Here is a 19787-nt window from a genome sequence, read left to right on the forward strand (position 1 = left end):
GTTAGCTGGTTAGGCGTTTATATTTTGATGACATTTGGTAAAAAGTCACTGTCGATAATTTTTTTCAAGCTATCGATAGTTTCTTCATAAGATACGTCTTCTGCCAGGAACGTTTTTGTGTTTCGGTTATAGTCCTGCTTATAAAAATTCGTCCGAATGATTTCCTTCAATGTCTTTTTTAGTTCATAGCCTGGCTGACAGGAAGCCGTGTCCCGACCATCCCTCCGAATCTCGATCACTTCAGGAATCAGCATTTTCAATCCTTCTGCATCGACAAACCCACTTCTCTCAATCATATGAAGATCATACAGGTGCCTCGAATAGCGAGTGCTTTCTTTTTTTTCATAATAATCACAGATGGCAAAGATTTTATCAAGAAACGTCCGATCAATCGTCTGTACATTAGCCGCAAAAGGTCTCATGCCGTATTCATCCATAAACTGTTCTTTTTCTGATTCGTCCCCCTCTGCGGTAATGACAAACTTCGTGATGTAATTACTTACCTCAAGCTGTTCAAATGGAAATGGCTTATAAGCGACATTCGTTTCCACTAGAATGTGGGGGGACATCTCGCTGTCACCTTCAAATGCTTTTCGATAGCCAATTTCATACTCGTTAAACTCTCGGCCTGATCGGATCTGGTCCGGATTAAGCAGTGAAAATCCGAGGTCCTCAATCACAGATTCGATTGCCGCTTTCAGCTTCTTTTTTTCGCTTCTCGGCAGCTTATTGCTGTCTCCAAGCGGAACGCTGAGATCCAGGTCTTCTGAAAAACGCTTGATGACATCGTAGCATTTTGAGAGGGAAGTCCCACCCTTAAATACAATGCTAGGGAAGTTAGGGACCAGCTGCTTCAGAAGCAGCGATACGTAATAATCCTTTTCGATCTGGAAATTTTGCAGCCCATACGCTGCAGCTGCCGACCGTACTAACTCATTAAACAACTCGTTCTCTTCGTGCAATCGCATCTAATAACCCCAATTCATATACTCTCAGTTTTGTTTTTATCGGGTACGCCTCGAGATATTCCTTCACTTCCTGTTCATTCAATGACACGCCCTCTAGATAGGACAGGATTTTCTCTTTTGCTACTTCAAGCGGTTTTTCACTGTACTGCTCATAATTATTCAACAGGTCGAGCACTTGAAGAAGCTTGTAGTTGGATTTATTCACGTTTGCTCTTGGCTTTCGGATGATGAACCTTTTTTTGTAGACGCTCACTTCCCGCTTGGCTGCGGATGCATTATTTGTCACGATGGTCGCAACCGCTGCTGTTTGGGAAGTCAGGCCCAAAGCATTGGCAAAATTGGTACCTGACTTGTAACCGATAATACGATCCCGATCCTCTATAAATTTCTTTCGCATAATCTGGTCGGTATCAAGCACAGCCGAGCCAAACATCGGTTTCTTTTTTGGAATGAAGTAGATGCCGTTCTGGACTTTCGCAAGCAGCCCTTTGTCAGCAAGGCGCTTGATATACTGCCTGAGTGTACTTGGATTCAGCTGGAGCTTCTCTTTTAGTTGCTCTGTGAGAATAGGTTCATCGTATCCGTATTCATCTAATAGATATTGATAAAGTTCCATCGGTACTCACCTCTTTCCTATATTGTAACATATTTATAATATGAATTTCAAAAAACGTTACAATTCATACTGCCGAAACCAAAAGTAGAACTTCTCTTTTTTTAAGCGACGATATAGTGCGTTAATAAAATAGAGGAGGGAGAAATATTTCCGCTTAGAGGTGCATTTTTTCCTGATATGTTCGTAAAAGTGTACTTTTACGAACGGTTTTCTGAAGGAATCTGATAACAGAAATATACCGAAGTAGAATTTCAGAAAGTTCTATTTATAATCAAAAATAATGGATATAATTGGTATGGTGAAAGAAATCAAGAAATCTACTACTTGAAATGGGTTGGACAACTTATGGAGATATCTTTAAATTTATTACAAGAAGTTGATGCAGAAGCGTTATTTAAGTTTGAGTCTGAAAATCGATGGTTTTTTGAAAAAATGGTTCCAAGTCGAGGAGACGATTACTATTCTTTCGAAACATTTTTAAGAAGACATCAAGAATTGCTGAAGGAACAAAAGAAGGGCCTTTCTTATTTTTACCTGATCACCAATGATGTTGGAGAAATTGTAGGAAGAATCAACTTGGTTGATAAAAAAGATAACATAGTAGACATAGGATTTAGAGTAGGCGCAATATACGTGGGAAAGGGAATCGGAAATCAGGCATTAAATCTGCTATTGAAAACTGATCTAAGTGTGAAACAAATACGTGGGAAAACGACGACTGTTAACCATGCATCGCAAAAGGTGTTAGAAAGAAATGGGTTTAAGCAAGTTCGAGTAGGCGAAGAAAGGTTCGAAATGAACGGAGAAATAATGAAGTTTATACATTATTTGTGGGAAAATGAAAACCCTCATTTGTAAAAGAGAATGAATCGATTTTATGACTAGTCAATATATAAAAAAGATTAAGAAAGTCTGTCTTACGTTTCAATCAGATTCGAACTTGCTTATTAAAAGTTTGAGACTAATATAAGGTTAAGTAATTTGTCTAAGTGAATGTAACAAAAGCGCAGTTAAGCTACATTCAAATTAATTTCCTGCTTAACTACAGATTCAAAGGGGGACAAGAATGAAGAAATGGGAAACACTGTCTACGGACTATCTTTATAAAACTCGATTTGGCAATTTAAGAAAAGATAAATGCAAACTTCCAAATGGAATAATTATTGAAGATTTTTATGTCAATGAGTATTCCGATTGGGTAAATGCAGTTGTCATTACCAACCAAAATCAAATTGTACTTGTAGAACAATACAGACACGGAGGACAGAATTTTTATTTAGAAGTTCCTGCTGGAAAAATCGAAGAGAATGAAACTTATGAAGAGAGCATCCTTAGAGAAATTCAAGAAGAAACAGGATATACGTCATTGGAAAAGCCAATTTTACTAGGTGAATATATGGTTAATCCAGCAACCCAAGACAACAAAGTAAAAACCTTTCTCATTACAGAAGCTTTCAAAGCCACCAATCAGCAGCTGGATAATACAGAAGATATAAACGTTAAGCTCTTCGACTTTGAAGAATTAGGCAATTTGATAAAAGATAAAGTTGTAGAAACACAGCTTTTTACAGCAAGTGCCTACTTTATGGCAAAATCAGCTTTAAATAATCGTAATTATTAGGAGGAAAAGCTGAATTATATACAAGAAATGCGTCAATTAATCGGTTCTCATACATTAATGACTGTAGGCTGTGGAATTATCCTTGAAAAAGACGGACAAATTTTACTTCAGCACCGTAAAGACAACGATGTCTGGGGAATTCCAGGAGGCGTCATGGAACCTGGCGAAACATTTGTAGAAGCAGCTATACGTGAAACTTGGGAAGAAACCGGCTTAAAGGCTGAAGACTTAATTCTATTTGGGCTTTACTCTGGAAATGAAGGATATGCAGAATACCAAAACGGAGATAAAATCTTTAGCGTTCAAATCATTTTTCATACAGAGAAGTTTTCGGGAGAATTAATCCAAGATGCCCTAGAAAGCCAGGAACATCGATTCTTCTCACGTGATAACTTACCCCATTTAAATTCTCATCAAGAGAGGTTTATTTTGGACTGGGTAAAAAATTCAAATCTACCAGTCGTAAAATAGAGATTTTGAATGTAACTTATTGTGAATTAAGTTACGTTCAAAAGCCCTCCATTGCTGGAGGGCTTTCTTCTTGATTCACTGCTTTTTATCGTTTAACAAAATCCGATTTGTGTCTATTGTCTTATTATTAAAAAGTTGCAGTTTGGATGGTTACTTTTCTTGAAAGAGTTTGTCCTCTAGAGAAAGATCTTCTTTATCTTTATCAAAAAAACGGACATTGGAAGTTTGTGCTGGAACCACTCCAGCAAATACAAACCAGATTTTTACACCTTCAGCTCTTTTGGTATTCATATAGTCATTTAAATGAATGATTTCGTTTATATCTTCTGGATTAAAAGGATACCCCTCTTCGTAACCTCCATTAAATCCTACATACTCGACTGAACCGTTTTTAATCAATCCAATTGTCGTTTCGTATGAACTCCCCATGTTTATATAGGGAGTCACTTCTTCAGTAACAGAGGTGAAAACGTTTAAACTAGTTGGAATAACGGTAAAATCCCCATACCATTGAAAGAGATGATCGTACCTAACAGCAGCAAATGAGATCATCCCTTCTTCATTAATAATTAGCATACTTTGGTCTGGAAGTTGAATAAAATCCCCTTCCTCTGTTTGTTTCAGTTCCTGAAGCGCTTCCTCGTATGTGCCATGATAAGTGTTTGTAACATAAAGATAACCTAGAACGAAAATAACGATAAAGATTCCTGCACCAGTGAAGAGAACTTTTTTCATATGTTCGCTCCTTTACAATTTTTTTAAAATTTCAAGTATGCTGCAACTATATGAAACGCATTAAAGAATTACAAAATTAAACACAGCCGGTCGATGACGGTTTCGGACATTTGGTTGATTTCTGAAATGAAGACTTGCACATTTACATAAATATGTGGGAGCGACACATAAAACACATTGTATACAACCGACATCTTCAGCCATTTCCATAGCCCTTCGATCGGGTTGAGATTCGGGCTGTACGGCGGTAAAAAGAGAAGTTCCAGGCGCTCTTGGTGTTCGGTCAAAAACGGTTGGATCAGCTTGGCGTGATGAATTCGAGCATTATCAAGGACCATGACGATTTTCAGAAAACAGCGGAACGTTTCGGCATTGAATAGCTGGTCTTGCATGCAGAATACGGACCCGGTTTCGTAATCAAGCATCCCGAGCAGTTTAACGCTCTGATGATGGCCAGTTGTCGGGATTTTCCGCTGCTTCCCTTTCGGAAACCAGGTATAGCCAATGGCCATGTAGTCCCGAATCGTCGATTCGTCCTGGAACAGAATCGTGTCGATTTCACCTGACACTAATTTTTTTACGTCTTGAAACGTTGTTCGGAACGCTTCTTGTTTAATGGGATCCGCTTTGGCCAGCGTATAGGTCGGGCGTGTTTGGCTAAACCCCAGACGATGGAGAAGAGTCAGCACGCCGCGATTGGCATAATGAACACTAAATTCCCGCAGAATCCATTCGCGGACGAGCGGAGTGGTCTAATTCTTGGCTGTTTTCAACCCGGCTTCTGAAGGCGTCTGGTTCAGGACAATAGCGCGCACCTGTTCTTCCTGTCCGGGTGTCAATCGATGGGGGACTCCGGGAGAATGCCCCATTTTCAAGCCAGCCACGCCTTGTTTCCGGTATTTTTTGATATATGTGCCAATCGTTCTTTCCGTCAGGTTTTCAATTTCGGCAATGTCCCGGTCCGAGTATCCTCGTAAGTGAAGCCGAATCACGTGATACCGTTGATACAAGCGCACATTCGTTTCAGTTTTCAGTAACCGGTGAATCTCTGCGAGCCGTTGTTCCAGGTTTTCATGCGTGTAGAGTTTCATGGTTGCCCCATCCTTTCGCCGTTCTAGTTAGGGATAGAATTCGACAAGGGGCGCTGAAAACCTTTAGAGCGTTTCATATAAATTTAAAAAAGAAAATAAGCGAAGCCAAAGTCTCGATCATTGGATGTCCAGTCAAAATACCTCCAGCCTGTATTATTCACGCCTCCAGCTGGATTTTTATACATCACTGCTAAATTTCCTGAACTTTGATAATTCAGGTTAAAACCTACTCCTGTAACAAAATGCCAATTTACACCATTTCCTTCAAGATCAAAATATTCAAATCGGATTGCTACGGGATTATTCTTAGTTATAGCGTTTCTATATTTTAAGCTATCTCCGTAAGTGACATAAAAAACGTTTATATATGAATATCCCTCTTTATATATATTCGATTCTCGAAAATGAGCTCTCATGCCCCCTACCCAGTTATTCAAAGAGGTTCCGTAAGCTGACGTATACATATCATTATATAAATGATTAATTAATCTGTAGTAAGTCGTATATGGGGAATTATCAATCACATTAATGCCCCTTTCGTCGTGATAATAGTCTAGTATCATTGCTCCCACAGCAGGCCCGCATGAACTCCCTGGTTTAGTTACGTTGGATTCATACTGACATACTCTGTCTACATTCAAGACTTTATAAGTTACGGTTGATGAAGCTACTGAAACCGTTGACTGATTTTCATCTAAAAGCCTATCCCAGCCGTCACTTTTCTTCTGTTTTCTATTTAAGGATTTCACCTCACTTTTTTCTACTTCCATTAAAGATTTTTCTAATTTAGTGACATCTTTGTTCTTGCTTTTTTTGATTTTCATTTCTCCTTTGATTAAATTCTTCGCTTTGTTCTTCTTTTCATTAAATTTCTTAAGAATATCTTTTGCGTCCATCCCAAACATAAATTTATCCACTCCAAAATAGTAAGCTTTCTCACCCTTTTCTCTCTCACTAAAGGTTTCTGTTAAATCAGACCCAACTCCATATTCCAACATCGGATTTAAAGTATTAACCGCTGAAACAAGAAAAAATCCTTCAGAAGATGCTCCTTCGATAGTAAAAAAATAGGCAATTGTCGATTCGTCCAAATCATATAGATCTTCTTTATAAACAACTTTTCCTTGATCAAATTCACTTGGAAACTCTACTTCAATAAAAGCCTCAACAGCCTTTTTTGCATCCTCTACAGATACATGATTATTTTCAGGGGTATTTGCAAAGACGTGAGACGGCAATACAAATATTAAAATTATTCCGATACTCCAGCATAATTTTTTCATTTTTATCCTCCTTATATTTTAAATAGACTTAACTTTAATAATAATTCTAAATAATAAAAAAAGTATACAGAAAATTACAAATTTATAATAATTTAAAATTATGTATTTTTAAATTAGAAAAAAGTTATGTTGATTACAAATTTGATGTAACTTAATACTAATTAAGTTACATTCAAAACCTTTATTTCAGTAATCTTTGTAGAGCATGAGATAAGAATGGATTTGCTAGACAAAACGATACATTCAAAAGGCTATTCTGTATGGTTATAAAATCGTGTTTTTAAAGATTCTAAGTTTACATATCGTAAAATTATCAGAAGGGAAGGAACCCAATTAAGGTTTCTTCCCTTCCTGCATGGAGAAGTGTACTTTTACGAATGGTTTATTTTTTGGTGCACTATAAGTCAGCCTAAGAAAATTAAGGTTTTCAAACGTTGGTATACAGAGAAAACAATGAATCAATAACTTTAGCAAGAACAATCAAAAAAATCCCCATTGAATACGATATGATAATTTTGGGGTGAACAGAATGCAGTACAGCGATGTAACTCAAAAAACTATTTCATATATTGAGAGCAATCTGATGGAAGAGATTCAACTCGATGTGTTTCCAGCGGTGATTGGCTATTCGAAATTTCATTTGCTTCGTATTTTTAGGAAAGAAACGGGTAAGTCGATTGGCGAATACATTCGTTTGCGTCGATTGACGATGGCTGCGATGCTTCTATTGAATAGCGATGAAACGATCTTAACAATTGCTTTTCTATTTCATTTTCAATCACAGGAGGCATTTACCAGAGCTTTTAAGGAAGTGTACGCCGTGCCGCCGGGGAAATACCGAAAACTGATGAAAATTGTAAGAATGACGGAGGAGGAGAAAAAGATGAATACGAGTGAACAGATTAAAGGATGGAGTTTGAGTGGATCTAACCCAGAAATGTATGGACTGACGACAGATTCAACTGTCTGCCACACAGGAACACATTCAGGATTGCTATATGCAAAGGGAGATGTAAATGAACAGCAATTCGCTACAATCATGCAAGGATTCCAAGCTCATGAGTATAAAGGGGAGCGACTGAAGCTGTCATGCTTCCTAACAACAGAAGATGCGAGTAAATGCGGAGCTTGGCTTCGGATTGATAATGGTAATGGTGACACCGTTCAGTTCGATAATATGGATAATCGGTCCATTCAAGGGACGACAGACTGGAACCATTACTCACTGGTTTTAGATGTACCAAAAGATAGCGCTTCTATTCATTTCGGTGTCCTACTGATCGGGAAGGGGAAAGTTTGGGCAGATGGCTTCCGTTTTGAAGTCGTGACGGACAAAGTCCCTACAACGAACATGCTTTCGGAGGAAGATCTTCCGGCACAGCCGACCAATTTAGATTTCAGTAGTAACTGATGTTTCTACTTATTGAAATTATTTTTGAGTCCCTTTTGGAATTATATTCTTCACTAAATTTGGGGTCGAAAGATTCAGATGTAAAAAGAAAGAAAAAAATAAGGTAATAGCAGGTCTAAGTATCGAGTAGTTGCGAAAACATCAAACGATTGTTGTAACTCATATAAATTTGGATGAAAGTATACGAGAGATAAATTTAAGGAAGGGGTCTTCGTAGGGATTTTTAAAAAATGTACCTCACTTGATCTTGAAGAAGTTACAGTCCAGGTATTGTAAATAGGTTTTCTTGATTAATATTTTCGCCATTTGGTTTACATATCGCAGCTTATCGGAAGCTATGTAAATAAAAAGAGAGAGGAAATTGGTCAAAGCGCACCTCCTCACTCTAGTCATTTGAACTGACTTCTTATGAGTTTTTTATTTTCAGGTAAGCTAAGGAGATATTACATGAAATAAAAAAGAAACAAGTTCCGATACTGAAGTAATTCAAGTCCTGAATCGACAGTAACTGTTGCTCAGCCAAATTTAAAATGCCACCTGGTGAAAGCTGGAATACAAGGTGATTGAATCCTTTTATTATAATACAAACCATGGATACGAGAATGGTTGCGACTGCGATGAGTATGGGGCTCTTAATGAACGTACTAATCAGAATGGCTAAACTCACTACGTATAGAATCCAAAGGCTGTATAAAATCAGGAAGAAAAGGAAACTTGAAAAAGACAAAGTCCCGAATAACAGCAGGGTGTAGAAGTAAGAAACCCCTGCCCCGATAGAGATACTAAACATACTAATTATCCAATGGCTTGCCAGTTTGGATAAGAGATAGGACTGAAGTGAAACAGGACGGGTTAAAATAAAATCTTGCATGCCACTGTTACGGTCAGCTGCAATCAGCCCCATAAAACTAATAATTAAAATGATAAGACCGATTTGATTGAACTGACCGGAAATTGTAGACAGAAGCACTTCGGCAGAGGAGGGAACCGGTCTGTTTGGATCGATTGTGATGCCATTGGTTCCACCTACATTTTTGAGAATGACTTCCATGTATTTATTAATCAAAGGTTGAGTTACACCGAGAATGACGAAAAACAGCGTTAACCAGATGAACTTATATTCTTTCATGGCTTCTACGAGTTCCGTGCGCGCTAATGTATAAAATTTTGTCATGTGGCCGACACCATCTCTAAGAAAATGTCTTCTAACCCTTTTTCATAAAAAGCGATGGCAGTAATGTTAAGTTCTGTATGGGCAAAATCGTTGATTACGTTCTGCAAGTCCAGTTCTTCAACTCCCGTTAACAGAAGAGTGTTCTTTGATATCCATTCAATTTTCTTAAAAGTTGGACCGAGAAAATTCACGGGTGGTGGGGGTGAATTTTCAACTGTCACCAGTATTCTTTTCCGGTCTGATTTCGAAGATTCGGCGTGTATGTTTCCAACAATTAGTCCGTTATTTAAAATAAGGTATCGATCGCAAAATTCGCTGGCATCATCTAAAATATGCGTCGAAATAATAATGGTTGTGCGCTTCTTTAATCGGTTGATTAACTTTTTCATTTCATTTCTACCGATTGGGTCTAAAGCAGAAACCGGTTCATCCAAGATTAATAACTGGGGTTGGTGCAAAATGGCTTGTGCAATCCCAAGACGCTGTTTCATTCCACCGGATAATTGTTCCACTTTATAATTTCCTTTGTCTTTTAGCCCGACTTCTTCTAAAACGACCGAAATATGCCCTTTTAAAAAATCATCATCGAGCCCTGATAACTTTCCAAAGAACTGCAGTGATTCTTCGCAGGTCATCCACGACTTAAAATCTGTATGTTGTGACAGATAGCCAATATTCTTCTTGTGTTGCGCAATGGGGACCGAATTGAACCGAATGTCTCCTTTTTCGTACCGCAAAATTCCAGTCATGCATTTAATAAGTGTCGTTTTGCCTGCACCGTTCGGTCCCAACAAACCTACGCATTCTCCTTTTGAAATTGAAAAGGAGATATCGCTTAAAATCTTTCGTTTATTGATGGTCTTATCAAGATTTTCGACTGTAATCATTTCGAATGACCTTCCTTCCAATGACTAAATACAAAATCGGTCCCAACGACTGGACCAATAAAATGGCCATCAACCAACTATAGGGTGTGGCGATCAAATCCTTCCTTTTGACCCAATCGTATAAAGCAACTCCAATGAGCAATACATTTAAAAAGACAACAGGCACTAAAAAAGGAAGTATTGTAGACCATTCAATTTCAAGTAAAGCTGTAATGTCGGTATTCATATCTATCCCCCTCCTCCTTATATATTATCATTATCAATAATGATAATATATAAGTCAACTGATAAATTAACTTTTAGCCTAGTAATTGCATCTACACATAAGTTTGTGGAGATAAGAGTAGACGCATTTAGTCAGTTGGTAAATGACTCGAAAGAATATATACTAGCTAACTAAGTACATAGAAAATAGGGGATGAGATTATATGGAATTCGATTTATTTAAAAATCAAGTTAGGTTTAAAATCGCTTTGGAATTAATAGATAGAGATGAAGGCTTATCCATTTTGGAACTCAATAAATTACTGAAAGAAGTATCACAAGCGACGTTATACAGGCACGTAAATTCAATGGTAGAGGATGACTTGTTGAAAATTGTTGGACTAAATCGCAGCGGTAAAGTTGAAGAGAAATTATATGCCTTAAATACGCAAGCATATAAAATTAGTGAAGAAGAATGGCAGTCTGCCACATACAATGAAAAAATAAAATTTGTTACTTACTTCTTCATGTACATTTTGCAAGGTTATAAAAACTACCACGAAAGTCTCGGCACAAATCAATCTCAGGATCAATCAACATTTTCGCTAGTGAAAATGAATTTAACGGATGATTCATTGAGCGAGTTTCAATCGGAATTAAGTGCATTAATGGAAAAGTACTACAATATGAAAAGTGTAGAGGAAGGCACAGAACGTACGATTTCGATGGTAATCATTCCATAAGTCTCTATTGGAAAAAGATAAATTTCCTTATTTTAATTTATAAAACATCTGGCACTTTAACGAGAGAGAAGAAGCTGCAAAAAGCTTTTTCTCTTTCTTTATGTCTGGGAAAGTGTACTTTTACGAACGCTTTTAATTTAAAAACTAGCTGAAAATTATATCTTAAGTTATTCAGTATATTGTAATGCAAGGGTTAATGTGATAAATTGTGATTATAACACTTGCAATGCAAGGTATATAGGTAACTAAAAATACAGAGAGCTGGTGTGGATGTGGCGGATTCTACCCAAATGCTAAAAGGAATTCTGGATGGCTGCATTCTTTCAATTATTAAGGAAGGGGAAATATATGGATATGAACTGGCAGAAAAACTTCAGGGCTATGGCTTTTCTTCTTTCAGTGAAGGCACAATTTATCCCCTCCTACTAAGAATGCAAAAAGATGGCTTATTATCAAGTGTCCAAAGAAAATCTACTGCTGGGCCCAAACGGAAGTATTACTCCTTATCTCAAAAAGGAGAAGAAGAACTGGTGCAATTCTTAACAAGATGGGCTGAGATGAAAAAATCGGTCGAAACTGTAATCAATAAAGGAGGTCATTAAAATGTTATCTGCTAAGTCGGAGCAATTTTTACTCGAGTTGCGGATGTACTTAATCCAGCACGGCAAAAGTGATGAGGATATTAACAGTATCGTGGAAGAATTGGAAAGCCATTTGGTTGAATCAGAAAAAAAAGGAAAAAGTGTTGAGAGTATCGTGGGGAATGATCCTAAACAATATATAAAAAGCATCGGGAAAACTTTGCCGACAGAGAAGAAAGAGTTATTCGTTTTAATCCCATCTACCATTCTCGTCATACTCTCATATTTGTGTTACGTTCCTGCGATAGAAGGAAATTTCAGGGTTTCTCAGAATATCTTGTTATGGGGTTCGATAATAGTATTACTTACTCTGGCGGTATATGCATTTGTTTTATTTAAAGGGTTACCAAAACTCCATAATTCTCCAGTTAAATTTGGCCTTCTGATGGTGGGAGTGAACGCTCTTGTAATTGGAACTTGGGTCGGTCTCTATTTCTGGATGAACCAAAAAGTAGATTCAAATTATTTTGTAGCGACTCCAGAACAAAGCTATATAATAGTAGCTTTCTGTATACTGGTTTTTATTCTCTATGCACTCTATACAAAATCCTGGATTACGATCATTGTTGCTGGGGTGATGAGTGTAGGATCGATTGTAGAAAGATTAATCCCCAAAGAAATTAATGAAGACCCATTTTATATATCACTGACTCTCATCGGAATGCTCATTATTGCCGTCTTGCTTATCCTATATTTTATTAGAAAGAGCAAGAAAAAAACCAATAGTATTTGATGTTACCAGATACTAGGGCTGAAGAAGATTTGTTGGATGCGTCACTACAAGTTTACGCATCAATAATTACCGAAGAGGAGAAACTCATATGAGGTTCTTCTCTTTTTTTCGTGCAAATGCACTTTAGCGAACGGTTTTCGTAGCCAAGAGAATAAAGTATTTTGAATTAAGATAGCAAGTATTCTTAGGTGTTTAAATTAATATGAAACATTGAAATGTAAAAAAATATTTACATAAATGTTCGGTGCTTTATAATTAAAATGTAAAGAACTTTTGACATAAAAGGAGTGAGTACATTGTTATCTTGGTTAGTAATAATAGTAGTATCTTTATTGCTCTTTCTAATATTAGGGAAAATAACCGGAAGTGAAGAACATGGATACAAAACAAATAACGATGAGCGAAAGAAACACATTAAACAGCAGGCGATCGTAAGCAGTTGGATTATGCTCTTAGTATTCTTCGTAATCAACTTTTTCAATGATTTCTTCAATTTAAGTGATATGCGATTAGATAATGTGCCACTAATTTATCCGGAATTGCTGTACTTGCTTATTGCTGTCAGTAGTTACTTCATTTTTTATGTGATGCACCGTAAAAGACTAGGTGGTTGAAGCGAATGAAAAATCAAATTCAAGACTTGCGTAAAATACAGGGGTTTTCCCAAGAAGAATTAGCCAGAAGATGCTCGGTAACAAGACAAACAATCAATGCGATTGAAAACAATAAGTATGATCCAACATTAGCGTTGGCATTTAAACTGTCGAAGAATCTTAACGTGAAAGTTGACGAATTATTTATTTTCGAGGAGGAAATTAAATGAGCATAGCAAATTGGAGAGAAATGAGGATTGAAAAGAAAGTGAGCTTAATTTGCTCTATCATTTTAATCGTTGCCATTGGCGGATTTGGTATTTTTGAATGGTTGAGGAAAGATTTGATAACAGCTTCAACAATTTTCTTTCTATTTTTGGGCATCGGTTTTTTCTTTCAGTCTTTGACTTGGGGAGATATGGATGGAAAGCAGGAAGGTGAAAAAGATGAATTAGAGAAACACATCACTTTGACCAGCTCTAAAATTAGCTATTATCTGTTGCTTGTATTGATGGTGGTGGTGCTAATTCTTACAGAAAGAGTAACGGCATTAAATGATATTCAAAACATCCCTCTTGTTATTGTAATTGGACTGGCATTCGTTACACTTCCTATTACGGAGTTTGTTGTTTCAAAGAAGTTCCAGTGAGTTTTTGTGTCAGAGCTTAGTTTACATATCACAGGTTATAGGAAGCTACTTATAATGAAAAGGAGAGAAGAGGCTGTCCGTAGCGCATCTTTTCTCCTTATTGTTTGTAAAAGTGCACTTTTACGAATACTTTTTGAAATGATTATTTAAATGAATCAATTTCATAACTCTGAGCCCTTGCGGCTCTAAGGGTAAAATCCTAAGAAAATAGAGCACCTCCCCAAATCCTGTATAATGAGAGTTACGACACAAACATTAACAGACTGGAGAGTTGCCCTATGCCTATTATACGACAAGAAAGCCTGTTTGACATGCAAGTTTTATATGACTTGGAACCTACCCACCGGTTCAACTCAATTTTATCGGGAATTGATATCTATCCAATTCTTAATGTTGTGACGAAAAAGTCTCGTTTCGGACCACCGCAAACCTTGAATTACGCGGCGATGATCTATTCGCTGATTGTGCGGATCACCGAACGGATTCCCTTCATCAAAGATTTGGTCAAACGCTTGGAAAGTGATTTGCGCTTCAAAGTGGACTGCGGCTTTTTGGTATCGGACGAGATTCCTTCGGAAGCTTCTTATTCACGTATGATTACGTTGGTCAGCGAATCGGATGCCTTGGAAATTGTCCAGGAATGCACTCTTTTGATGGCCATGTCTGAAGGGTTCATCTCAGATGAAATTGTTGCCATAGACGCCACCCATGTCGAGGCACGCGACTGTGCGCCACAAAAGAAAGAAGCGGTCGAAAAAGAACCGAAAAAGCGTGGCCGCAAAAAGAAAGAAGAACGGGAACAATGGCTGGCGGAAAAGGCGGAAGAAGAAGCGAGTCTTCCCTTATATGAAAAAAAAATTGCCGATCAGCTGGATATTCTGCTTTCGGAACTGCGAGCTTCAGTTCCCATACACCCCGAATGGGGAGTGAAAAAGAATAGCGAAGGAAAGAACGTGTTCTGGTTTGGATTCAAAATCCATCTCGCCGTTGGGGCAGAAAGCCAGTACATCCTTCAGTCTCTATTTTCTTCGGGCAATCTGAATGACGGAAAAGCCGCCATCCTGCTGCTTAAAGGAATACAGGAACGGTTGGCTTCGCTCAAAATCGCTTATGCCACGATGGATGCCGGATACGACTACGCTCCGATTTACGAACAAGTTTACCGGATGGGCGCCCAATCAGTCATTGCCTACAATAAAAAGAACGAACCAGAACCGATTGGATTTGATCGTCATTTTGCGCCGACCTGCGTCCGCGAACATAGCTACCGATATGATAGTTTCGATAAAAAGCACGAAACCCTTAAGTATACGAGGCCAAGCGAATGCGCGGACTGTCCGTTAGCCCACGACAGCTTGTGCCAAAAAGTATACAAAAAGAAAATCACGGACGATCTCCGCAAATACACAGCGCCGGCAAGAGGCTCGCTGAAATGGAAACAGCTCTACAAGGCACGAAGTGCCGTTGAAAGGGTCAATGCCTATTTGAAAGGGTATTTCCTCTTAAATCAGATTTATCATCGCACTGGAAAGAAAGCCAAATTGCATGTCGATTTGGTTCAGTTAGCGTATAACGCATCCAAACTCGCCATCGACCGTTTAAAAGTTCTTCAAACAATCGCAGCGTAATTCACCATTTCATTCGTTTTTTTAAGGAATCATCGATTTTCGGCTCTTCTATGATTTTTTAAAAGTGCGCATTATGAAATTGATTCAAATAAAACTAAATCCTTATTCTTGCGATCCGCGACCCATTTGGTGGACAGTTTATAAATTATATTAGACCCCACATACTTTCAACTAATGACTACTTTATTTTTCCCTTTATCTTTTGCTATATATAAGGATTTATCTACTAACTCCATCATAGAAGTAAGCGGCATTTTATCAGTGAAAATCCCCCCCCAATTGATACGGTAAGCTCAATTAGGCAATCTTGATAGTGAATGGTCAATTGCTGAATAGATAGGAGGATCCTGTCAGCAATAAGTTTCACTTCAACTTGAGTAATGTCGGGCAATAAGACAGCAAATTCGTCTCCACCTATACGTGCTACAGTGTCCGCAAATCTTGTGTCTTCTTTAAGTTGATTTGCCAATTCTTTTAGTACATGGTCTCCTGCAGGGTGTCCATAAGTATCGTTAATGACTTTAAAATTGTCTGTATCGATGTATAACAAGGCCAAAAATCTACCATCATGACGCGTGCAATTTGCTGCTTTAGCTAATTGCTCCATAAAATAACGACGATTATATAAAGAGGTCAAAGAATCTTGTTCTGCCAATTTTTTTAATTGAAGTTCTAGAAGTTTCTGTTTGGTAATGTCTACATAGCGAATAACTACTCCTTCAACAGATTCCTCGGTTTGAAGAGGCGTAGCTTGCATCAAAAACCATCTTTTTATAGTAGGAGAGTGACAGGGTTGTTCAAAATTCAAAGAGTCTTTCTGTCCTGTCAATATCGCTTGCAGCCCCTGATACAGTAGAGGCTCATTCTCACATTGTTCTAAATAATTCATTCCAATACCATAACTCGTTAAAGTTTTACCATTTCTTAACGCAAATTGAAGCCATTCATTATTTACAAAAAGAATAGAGCCAGTTACATCGATTAAACAAATTTGATCTCGCAAAGAATCCAGAATAGATTCTTTTATTCCTACTTCTGTTGATAGAATATTTTCGCAATCTTTCTTCAATATAACCATCATCTTTCTTTGAATTATATTTTTTTAAAGTGTTTAACTGAGCTAGTAATCGAAATTCTAATAAATGCAAGTAATTCTGTCAAAGATATGACATTTAGCATGACTTCTTCTCTACTATATTTAATAACGAAAATTTCTCGTTTTTAGATTACTTTATTTGCGGGCTTGCAGTTGCTCTGATATCGTAAATTATCAATTTAAGTCAAACAAGGTATGAAATTTAATAATACTTTAAAGGGCGTGTTTCAATTGAATACTTTTGGGGTGACCTGATTAAGCGCCAGAAGAAAGTTCAGAATCTGTTTCTGGTTCATACGGCATTAGCTGTTTATTTCGGATAGGTGCGCCAAATGTGGTAGTCACAATTTTTTGTTGGGGTCGTATGGACCTTATATGCCAGTGTTGGAAATAAAATATATTTTTCTATTGTAGTTTTTGTGGATACGTGCGATTTTCAACAGAATTATAAAATTTATATGTACAGATGAATGCATGAGTAGCTTATGGCTGCGATAAAATGAGTGGAACAAAAAATAAGGACCAGATTTAAAAGAAGCTATTAACTATTCGTATGAAGATCAAAAAGAAAAAGAACATCAAGATTAGTAATGCCTCCCAAAAGTTAGCGTTCAAACTTAACTTTTAGAATATACTACTCGCTGATGCTCTTTTTTGAACCTTACTGACTTTTAATGAAAGGAAGAATGACTTTGCGATGTGTTGCATCGTTAACAAGTACACGATTGATGTAAAAATTATCATCTGTCGGTGCGATAGTTTGCGGTGCTAATATATATCCTGCTTCTAGTCCTTGATCCCGTAATGCCTGAGCTGTAAATTCATCAGTATCCCCGTACGGATAAGCGAAGCTACGCACAGTTATTTCAAGCTCTTTTTCAATAACTTCAATACTTTTTTTCAAATCGCTTTTAAATGCCTCTCTATTTTCTGGAACAAGAAATATGGGAGTTTCGTTTTCAAATCGATGCATTTTATACGTATGAGATCCAACACTGGCAAGTCCACTCTTTTCCATTTCTCTTATTTGATCCCATGTTGCCATTTTTAAGTTGCTGAAGTCTTCATCTCCAACGCGCCCTGCGATGATAAACATGGTAAATGGAACATTTGCTTTTTTCAAAATCGGAAAGGCATTTTTGTAAACTGAGTGATCGATGTCATCAAAAGAAACCCATACACATTTTGGTGGGAAGATTCCTGATTTCTTTGCTTGAAGTAATTCGTCTTCTGACAAGAAAACAGCTCCTGCATCGGCTAATGACGTTAATTGTTCTTCAAATTCTGTAGTTAATACGCTGTACTTAACCAATTCATCTGAGTTTAATAGCCATCTGCTTATTCGAACAGGCAAAGTATCCTCTACCACACGGTGATAGTTTAAACCTAGGCAACTCTCTTTGTTTAGCTCTTCTGGAAAAGACATCGCTAACTCATCTACCGTAAACACTTCTTCTTTGATATTATCTTTGAACAAAAAAAACGCATATATTAAAGCTAGAATAATGATTAGTTTAATCGCTTTCTTCATGTATTTTTTCCTCTTTTAATGAGATAATTGGGTTTTTTTCAAAAACCACATAGTTGCTTTGGAGTTTTTCAATGTTTTCGATACTCATTAATCGCAAGGAGATTAGATCACGCTCAGTCACCGTCTCTGGGTAAGTTCGACGGGTTAGTTTACCAAACCGTTTTTTATTATAAAGACGATTAATAAATAACACTAAATAAATCACAATAAATACGACAAACCCAAATAAAATCACTGCTTGAACTTCACTATTCGTTGTTTTGAATGTAGTATTCAACGTTCTTGTCACGACATTACTAAATCCAGTAGTAGCTGATAAAATGAAAATCATCACAATGATCGTATACACCCAAAAAAACAAAGTAATAAGCAGGTCGGTAACAAATCTAAAATTTGAGCGATTTCCACTAATAATCATGATTTCTTTAGACCTCGATCTGGACTTGACCATACAGCATAACCTCCTTTGTAACGAGATTTAATAGCTCTTGGTAAAGCAACAACAACTACGAGTGTGTTTACCATCCAGTAAATAGCTGGATACCATGCGGCCCAAAAATAATACTTCATCACACCGTTATGTCTAGAATCAATTACAAGAGAGATGAACAGTTGAATCATGCTAATAAATACAAGGAAAAAAGAAGTTAATGTCAACCAAAGTAATAGATCTTGAAAGGCATTAGCTGAAAAAATAAGAACCAGTGTAATAAATAGCCAACTGAAAGCCCAGATTGTACTAACACATTGCTCCAAGAAAATAAGCCACAGCCGTCTTTGTTTCCAGCTGAATAAGATGCGCCAATGACGTAAAACGACTTCCTGTCCCCCTTGCGCCCAACGAATTCGCTGTTTCCAAATACCGGACAGTGTTTCCGGGACAAGCATCCAACAAATTGCACGAGGTTCATAGCGAACATCCCAAAATCGTTTTTGCAATTTCCAACTAACCGCAATGTCTTCTGTAATCATATCGCGGTCCCATAACCCAACGTCTACTAATGCTTTTTTACGAAATGTCACAACGACTCCCGATACCGTCATTACTTTGCCTAACAGTCTTTGTGTTCGCTTGATCGCGCCAATAATTGAAGCATATTCAACCAATTGCATGCGGCTCAAAAGCGTGTTTCGATTCCGAATAGATGGGCTTCCCGTAACAGCGCCCACTCGTTCTCCACTTACAAAAAACTGATGAATCATATAGTAAGGGGCTGTATCTGCTAAAAGGGCATCTGCATCAACGCAGACTAAATACTCAGCTTTAGCAGCAAATAAGCCAACTTGTAAAGCATTTGCTTTTCCTCGGTTCTGTTCTAATTGAATTACTCTTACTTCATTGTGTTTTTTTGATAATTCCTCTAAAAGAGAAGCGGTTTGATCGGTTGATCCGTCATTTATTAGAATAATTTCCTTTTTGGGATAGGACAATCCAGATAGATTTTCTATGGTCTCCTTTATCGTATCTTCTTCGTTATAACAAGGAACAAGAATACTGATCATCGGCCAATCAAATCCATCTATATCGATGTCATTTTGTTTATTTTCTTTTGTTCTTAAAAAAAGAATAGATCCTGCCATCCAAAAAAGTGCCATTAGAAATGGATACCAAAAAACAAAACTTGTGACCAAACCATAGGGTCCTGAAAAGAAATCCATTTCAATATTCCTACTTTCATGTTTCTATATTTATATAGTGAATTTTTATCGAA

At 37.4% G+C, this 19787-nt stretch carries 22 protein-coding genes and 1 pseudogene; 11 read left to right on the forward strand and 12 right to left on the reverse strand.

The features are described 5' to 3' along the window. Positions 1-17 precede the first annotated feature (17 nt). Entirely contained in the window at positions 18-968 is a 951-nt protein-coding gene (locus AUO94_RS15730; protein WP_082707560.1) for a nucleotidyl transferase AbiEii/AbiGii toxin family protein, read from the reverse strand. Continuing rightward, positions 937-1584 (reverse strand): DUF6088 family protein, encoded by a 648-nt coding sequence (locus AUO94_RS15735; RefSeq protein ID WP_058385123.1) that lies wholly within the window; start codon positions 1582-1584, stop codon positions 937-939. Before AUO94_RS15735 ends, AUO94_RS15730 begins: the two co-directional genes overlap by 32 nt. Before the next feature lie 345 nt (positions 1585-1929). Here AUO94_RS15735 and AUO94_RS15740 point away from each other — a divergent pair, with 345 nt between their 5' ends. The 3 genes from AUO94_RS15740 (at position 1930) to AUO94_RS15750 (ending at position 3676) form a co-directional block, all read left to right on the forward strand. Continuing rightward, positions 1930-2442 carry a GNAT family N-acetyltransferase gene (locus tag AUO94_RS15740; protein WP_058386883.1) on the forward strand — a complete coding sequence of 171 codons (513 nt, stop codon included), beginning with the start codon at positions 1930-1932 and terminating at the stop codon, positions 2440-2442. Between the two features lie 208 nt (positions 2443-2650). Beyond that, positions 2651-3205: an NUDIX hydrolase gene (locus AUO94_RS15745; protein WP_058385124.1), complete on the forward strand. Its 555-nt coding sequence runs from the start codon at positions 2651-2653 to the stop codon at positions 3203-3205. Positions 3206-3232: 27 nt separating this feature from the next. Then, a complete protein-coding gene (locus AUO94_RS15750) occupies positions 3233-3676 on the forward strand; it encodes an NUDIX hydrolase (RefSeq protein WP_237150133.1) in 444 nt (147 codons plus the stop codon). Between the two features lie 150 nt (positions 3677-3826). Here the strand turns inward: AUO94_RS15750 and AUO94_RS15755 are convergent, their stop codons facing one another. From AUO94_RS15755 to AUO94_RS15770, 3 genes and pseudogenes are all read right to left on the reverse strand, one after another. Beyond that, positions 3827-4411, reverse strand: coding sequence for a hypothetical protein (locus AUO94_RS15755; protein WP_058385126.1), 585 nt, complete (start codon positions 4409-4411; stop codon positions 3827-3829). A gap of 68 nt (positions 4412-4479) precedes the next feature. After that, positions 4480-5502: pseudogene (locus tag AUO94_RS17125) on the reverse strand (IS630 family transposase). 83 nt (positions 5503-5585) lie between these two features. Further along, positions 5586-6785 (reverse strand): cysteine peptidase family C39 domain-containing protein, encoded by a 1200-nt coding sequence (locus AUO94_RS15770; protein WP_058385128.1) that lies wholly within the window; start codon positions 6783-6785, stop codon positions 5586-5588. Positions 6786-7314: 529 nt separating this feature from the next. Between AUO94_RS15770 and AUO94_RS15775 the strand changes: the two genes are divergently transcribed. Further along, complete coding sequence (locus AUO94_RS15775) at positions 7315-8196, forward strand: helix-turn-helix domain-containing protein (RefSeq protein WP_058385129.1); 882 nt, start codon at positions 7315-7317, stop codon at positions 8194-8196. Between the two features lie 406 nt (positions 8197-8602). On the opposite strand, the gene AUO94_RS15780 is transcribed toward AUO94_RS15775, so the two are convergent. Genes AUO94_RS15780 through AUO94_RS15790 form a run of 3 tightly spaced genes read right to left on the reverse strand, consistent with a single transcriptional unit; the run spans position 8603 to position 10483 of the window. Further along, positions 8603-9370: an ABC transporter permease gene (locus AUO94_RS15780; protein WP_058385130.1), complete on the reverse strand. Its 768-nt coding sequence runs from the start codon at positions 9368-9370 to the stop codon at positions 8603-8605. Continuing rightward, positions 9367-10257: an ABC transporter ATP-binding protein gene (locus AUO94_RS15785; protein ID WP_058385131.1), complete on the reverse strand. Its 891-nt coding sequence runs from the start codon at positions 10255-10257 to the stop codon at positions 9367-9369. Before AUO94_RS15785 ends, AUO94_RS15780 begins: the two co-directional genes overlap by 4 nt. Further along, the gene (locus AUO94_RS15790) at positions 10235-10483 is read right to left on the reverse strand and encodes a PLDc N-terminal domain-containing protein (protein ID WP_058385132.1); all 249 of its coding nucleotides are present in this window, start codon (positions 10481-10483) and stop codon (positions 10235-10237) included. Before AUO94_RS15790 ends, AUO94_RS15785 begins: the two co-directional genes overlap by 23 nt. A gap of 202 nt (positions 10484-10685) precedes the next feature. Between AUO94_RS15790 and AUO94_RS15795 the strand changes: the two genes are divergently transcribed. The 7 genes from AUO94_RS15795 (at position 10686) to AUO94_RS15825 (ending at position 15448) form a co-directional block, all read left to right on the forward strand. After that, on the forward strand, positions 10686-11204 hold the full coding sequence (locus tag AUO94_RS15795) for a helix-turn-helix domain-containing protein (protein ID WP_058385133.1): 519 nt from the start codon (positions 10686-10688) through the stop codon (positions 11202-11204). Positions 11205-11476: 272 nt separating this feature from the next. Then, a complete protein-coding gene (locus AUO94_RS15800) occupies positions 11477-11806 on the forward strand; it encodes a PadR family transcriptional regulator (RefSeq protein ID WP_058386885.1) in 330 nt (109 codons plus the stop codon). Position 11807: 1 nt separating this feature from the next. Further along, positions 11808-12578 carry a DUF1129 family protein gene (locus AUO94_RS15805; RefSeq protein ID WP_058385134.1) on the forward strand — a complete coding sequence of 257 codons (771 nt, stop codon included), beginning with the start codon at positions 11808-11810 and terminating at the stop codon, positions 12576-12578. A gap of 287 nt (positions 12579-12865) precedes the next feature. Beyond that, on the forward strand, positions 12866-13192 hold the full coding sequence (locus AUO94_RS15810) for a hypothetical protein (protein ID WP_237150134.1): 327 nt from the start codon (positions 12866-12868) through the stop codon (positions 13190-13192). Positions 13193-13197: 5 nt separating this feature from the next. Next, positions 13198-13401: a helix-turn-helix transcriptional regulator gene (locus AUO94_RS15815; protein ID WP_058385136.1), complete on the forward strand. Its 204-nt coding sequence runs from the start codon at positions 13198-13200 to the stop codon at positions 13399-13401. Continuing rightward, entirely contained in the window at positions 13398-13820 is a 423-nt protein-coding gene (locus AUO94_RS15820) for a hypothetical protein (protein ID WP_058385137.1), read from the forward strand. The genes AUO94_RS15815 and AUO94_RS15820 overlap by 4 nt, the downstream gene beginning before the upstream one ends. Positions 13821-14098: 278 nt before the next feature. Further along, entirely contained in the window at positions 14099-15448 is a 1350-nt protein-coding gene (locus AUO94_RS15825; RefSeq protein ID WP_058385138.1) for a transposase, read from the forward strand. A 235-nt stretch (positions 15449-15683) separates the two neighbouring features. Here the strand turns inward: AUO94_RS15825 and AUO94_RS15830 are convergent, their stop codons facing one another. The 4 genes from AUO94_RS15830 to pgaC form a co-directional block, all read right to left on the reverse strand. Further along, positions 15684-16529, reverse strand: coding sequence for a sensor domain-containing diguanylate cyclase (locus tag AUO94_RS15830; protein WP_237150135.1), 846 nt, complete (start codon positions 16527-16529; stop codon positions 15684-15686). Between the two features lie 676 nt (positions 16530-17205). Next, on the reverse strand, positions 17206-18075 hold the full coding sequence (locus tag AUO94_RS15835) for a polysaccharide deacetylase family protein (RefSeq protein ID WP_058385139.1): 870 nt from the start codon (positions 18073-18075) through the stop codon (positions 17206-17208). After that, entirely contained in the window at positions 18059-18526 is a 468-nt protein-coding gene (locus AUO94_RS15840) for a hypothetical protein (protein ID WP_058385140.1), read from the reverse strand. The genes AUO94_RS15835 and AUO94_RS15840 overlap by 17 nt, the downstream gene beginning before the upstream one ends. Further along, positions 18490-19734, reverse strand: coding sequence for a poly-beta-1,6-N-acetyl-D-glucosamine synthase (gene pgaC, locus AUO94_RS15845; RefSeq protein ID WP_058385141.1), 1245 nt, complete (start codon positions 19732-19734; stop codon positions 18490-18492). Before pgaC ends, AUO94_RS15840 begins: the two co-directional genes overlap by 37 nt. Positions 19735-19787: the final 53 nt, after the last annotated feature.

It is taken from the genome of Planococcus kocurii (assembly GCF_001465835.2).
Classification (GTDB): domain Bacteria; phylum Bacillota; class Bacilli; order Bacillales_A; family Planococcaceae; genus Planococcus; species Planococcus kocurii.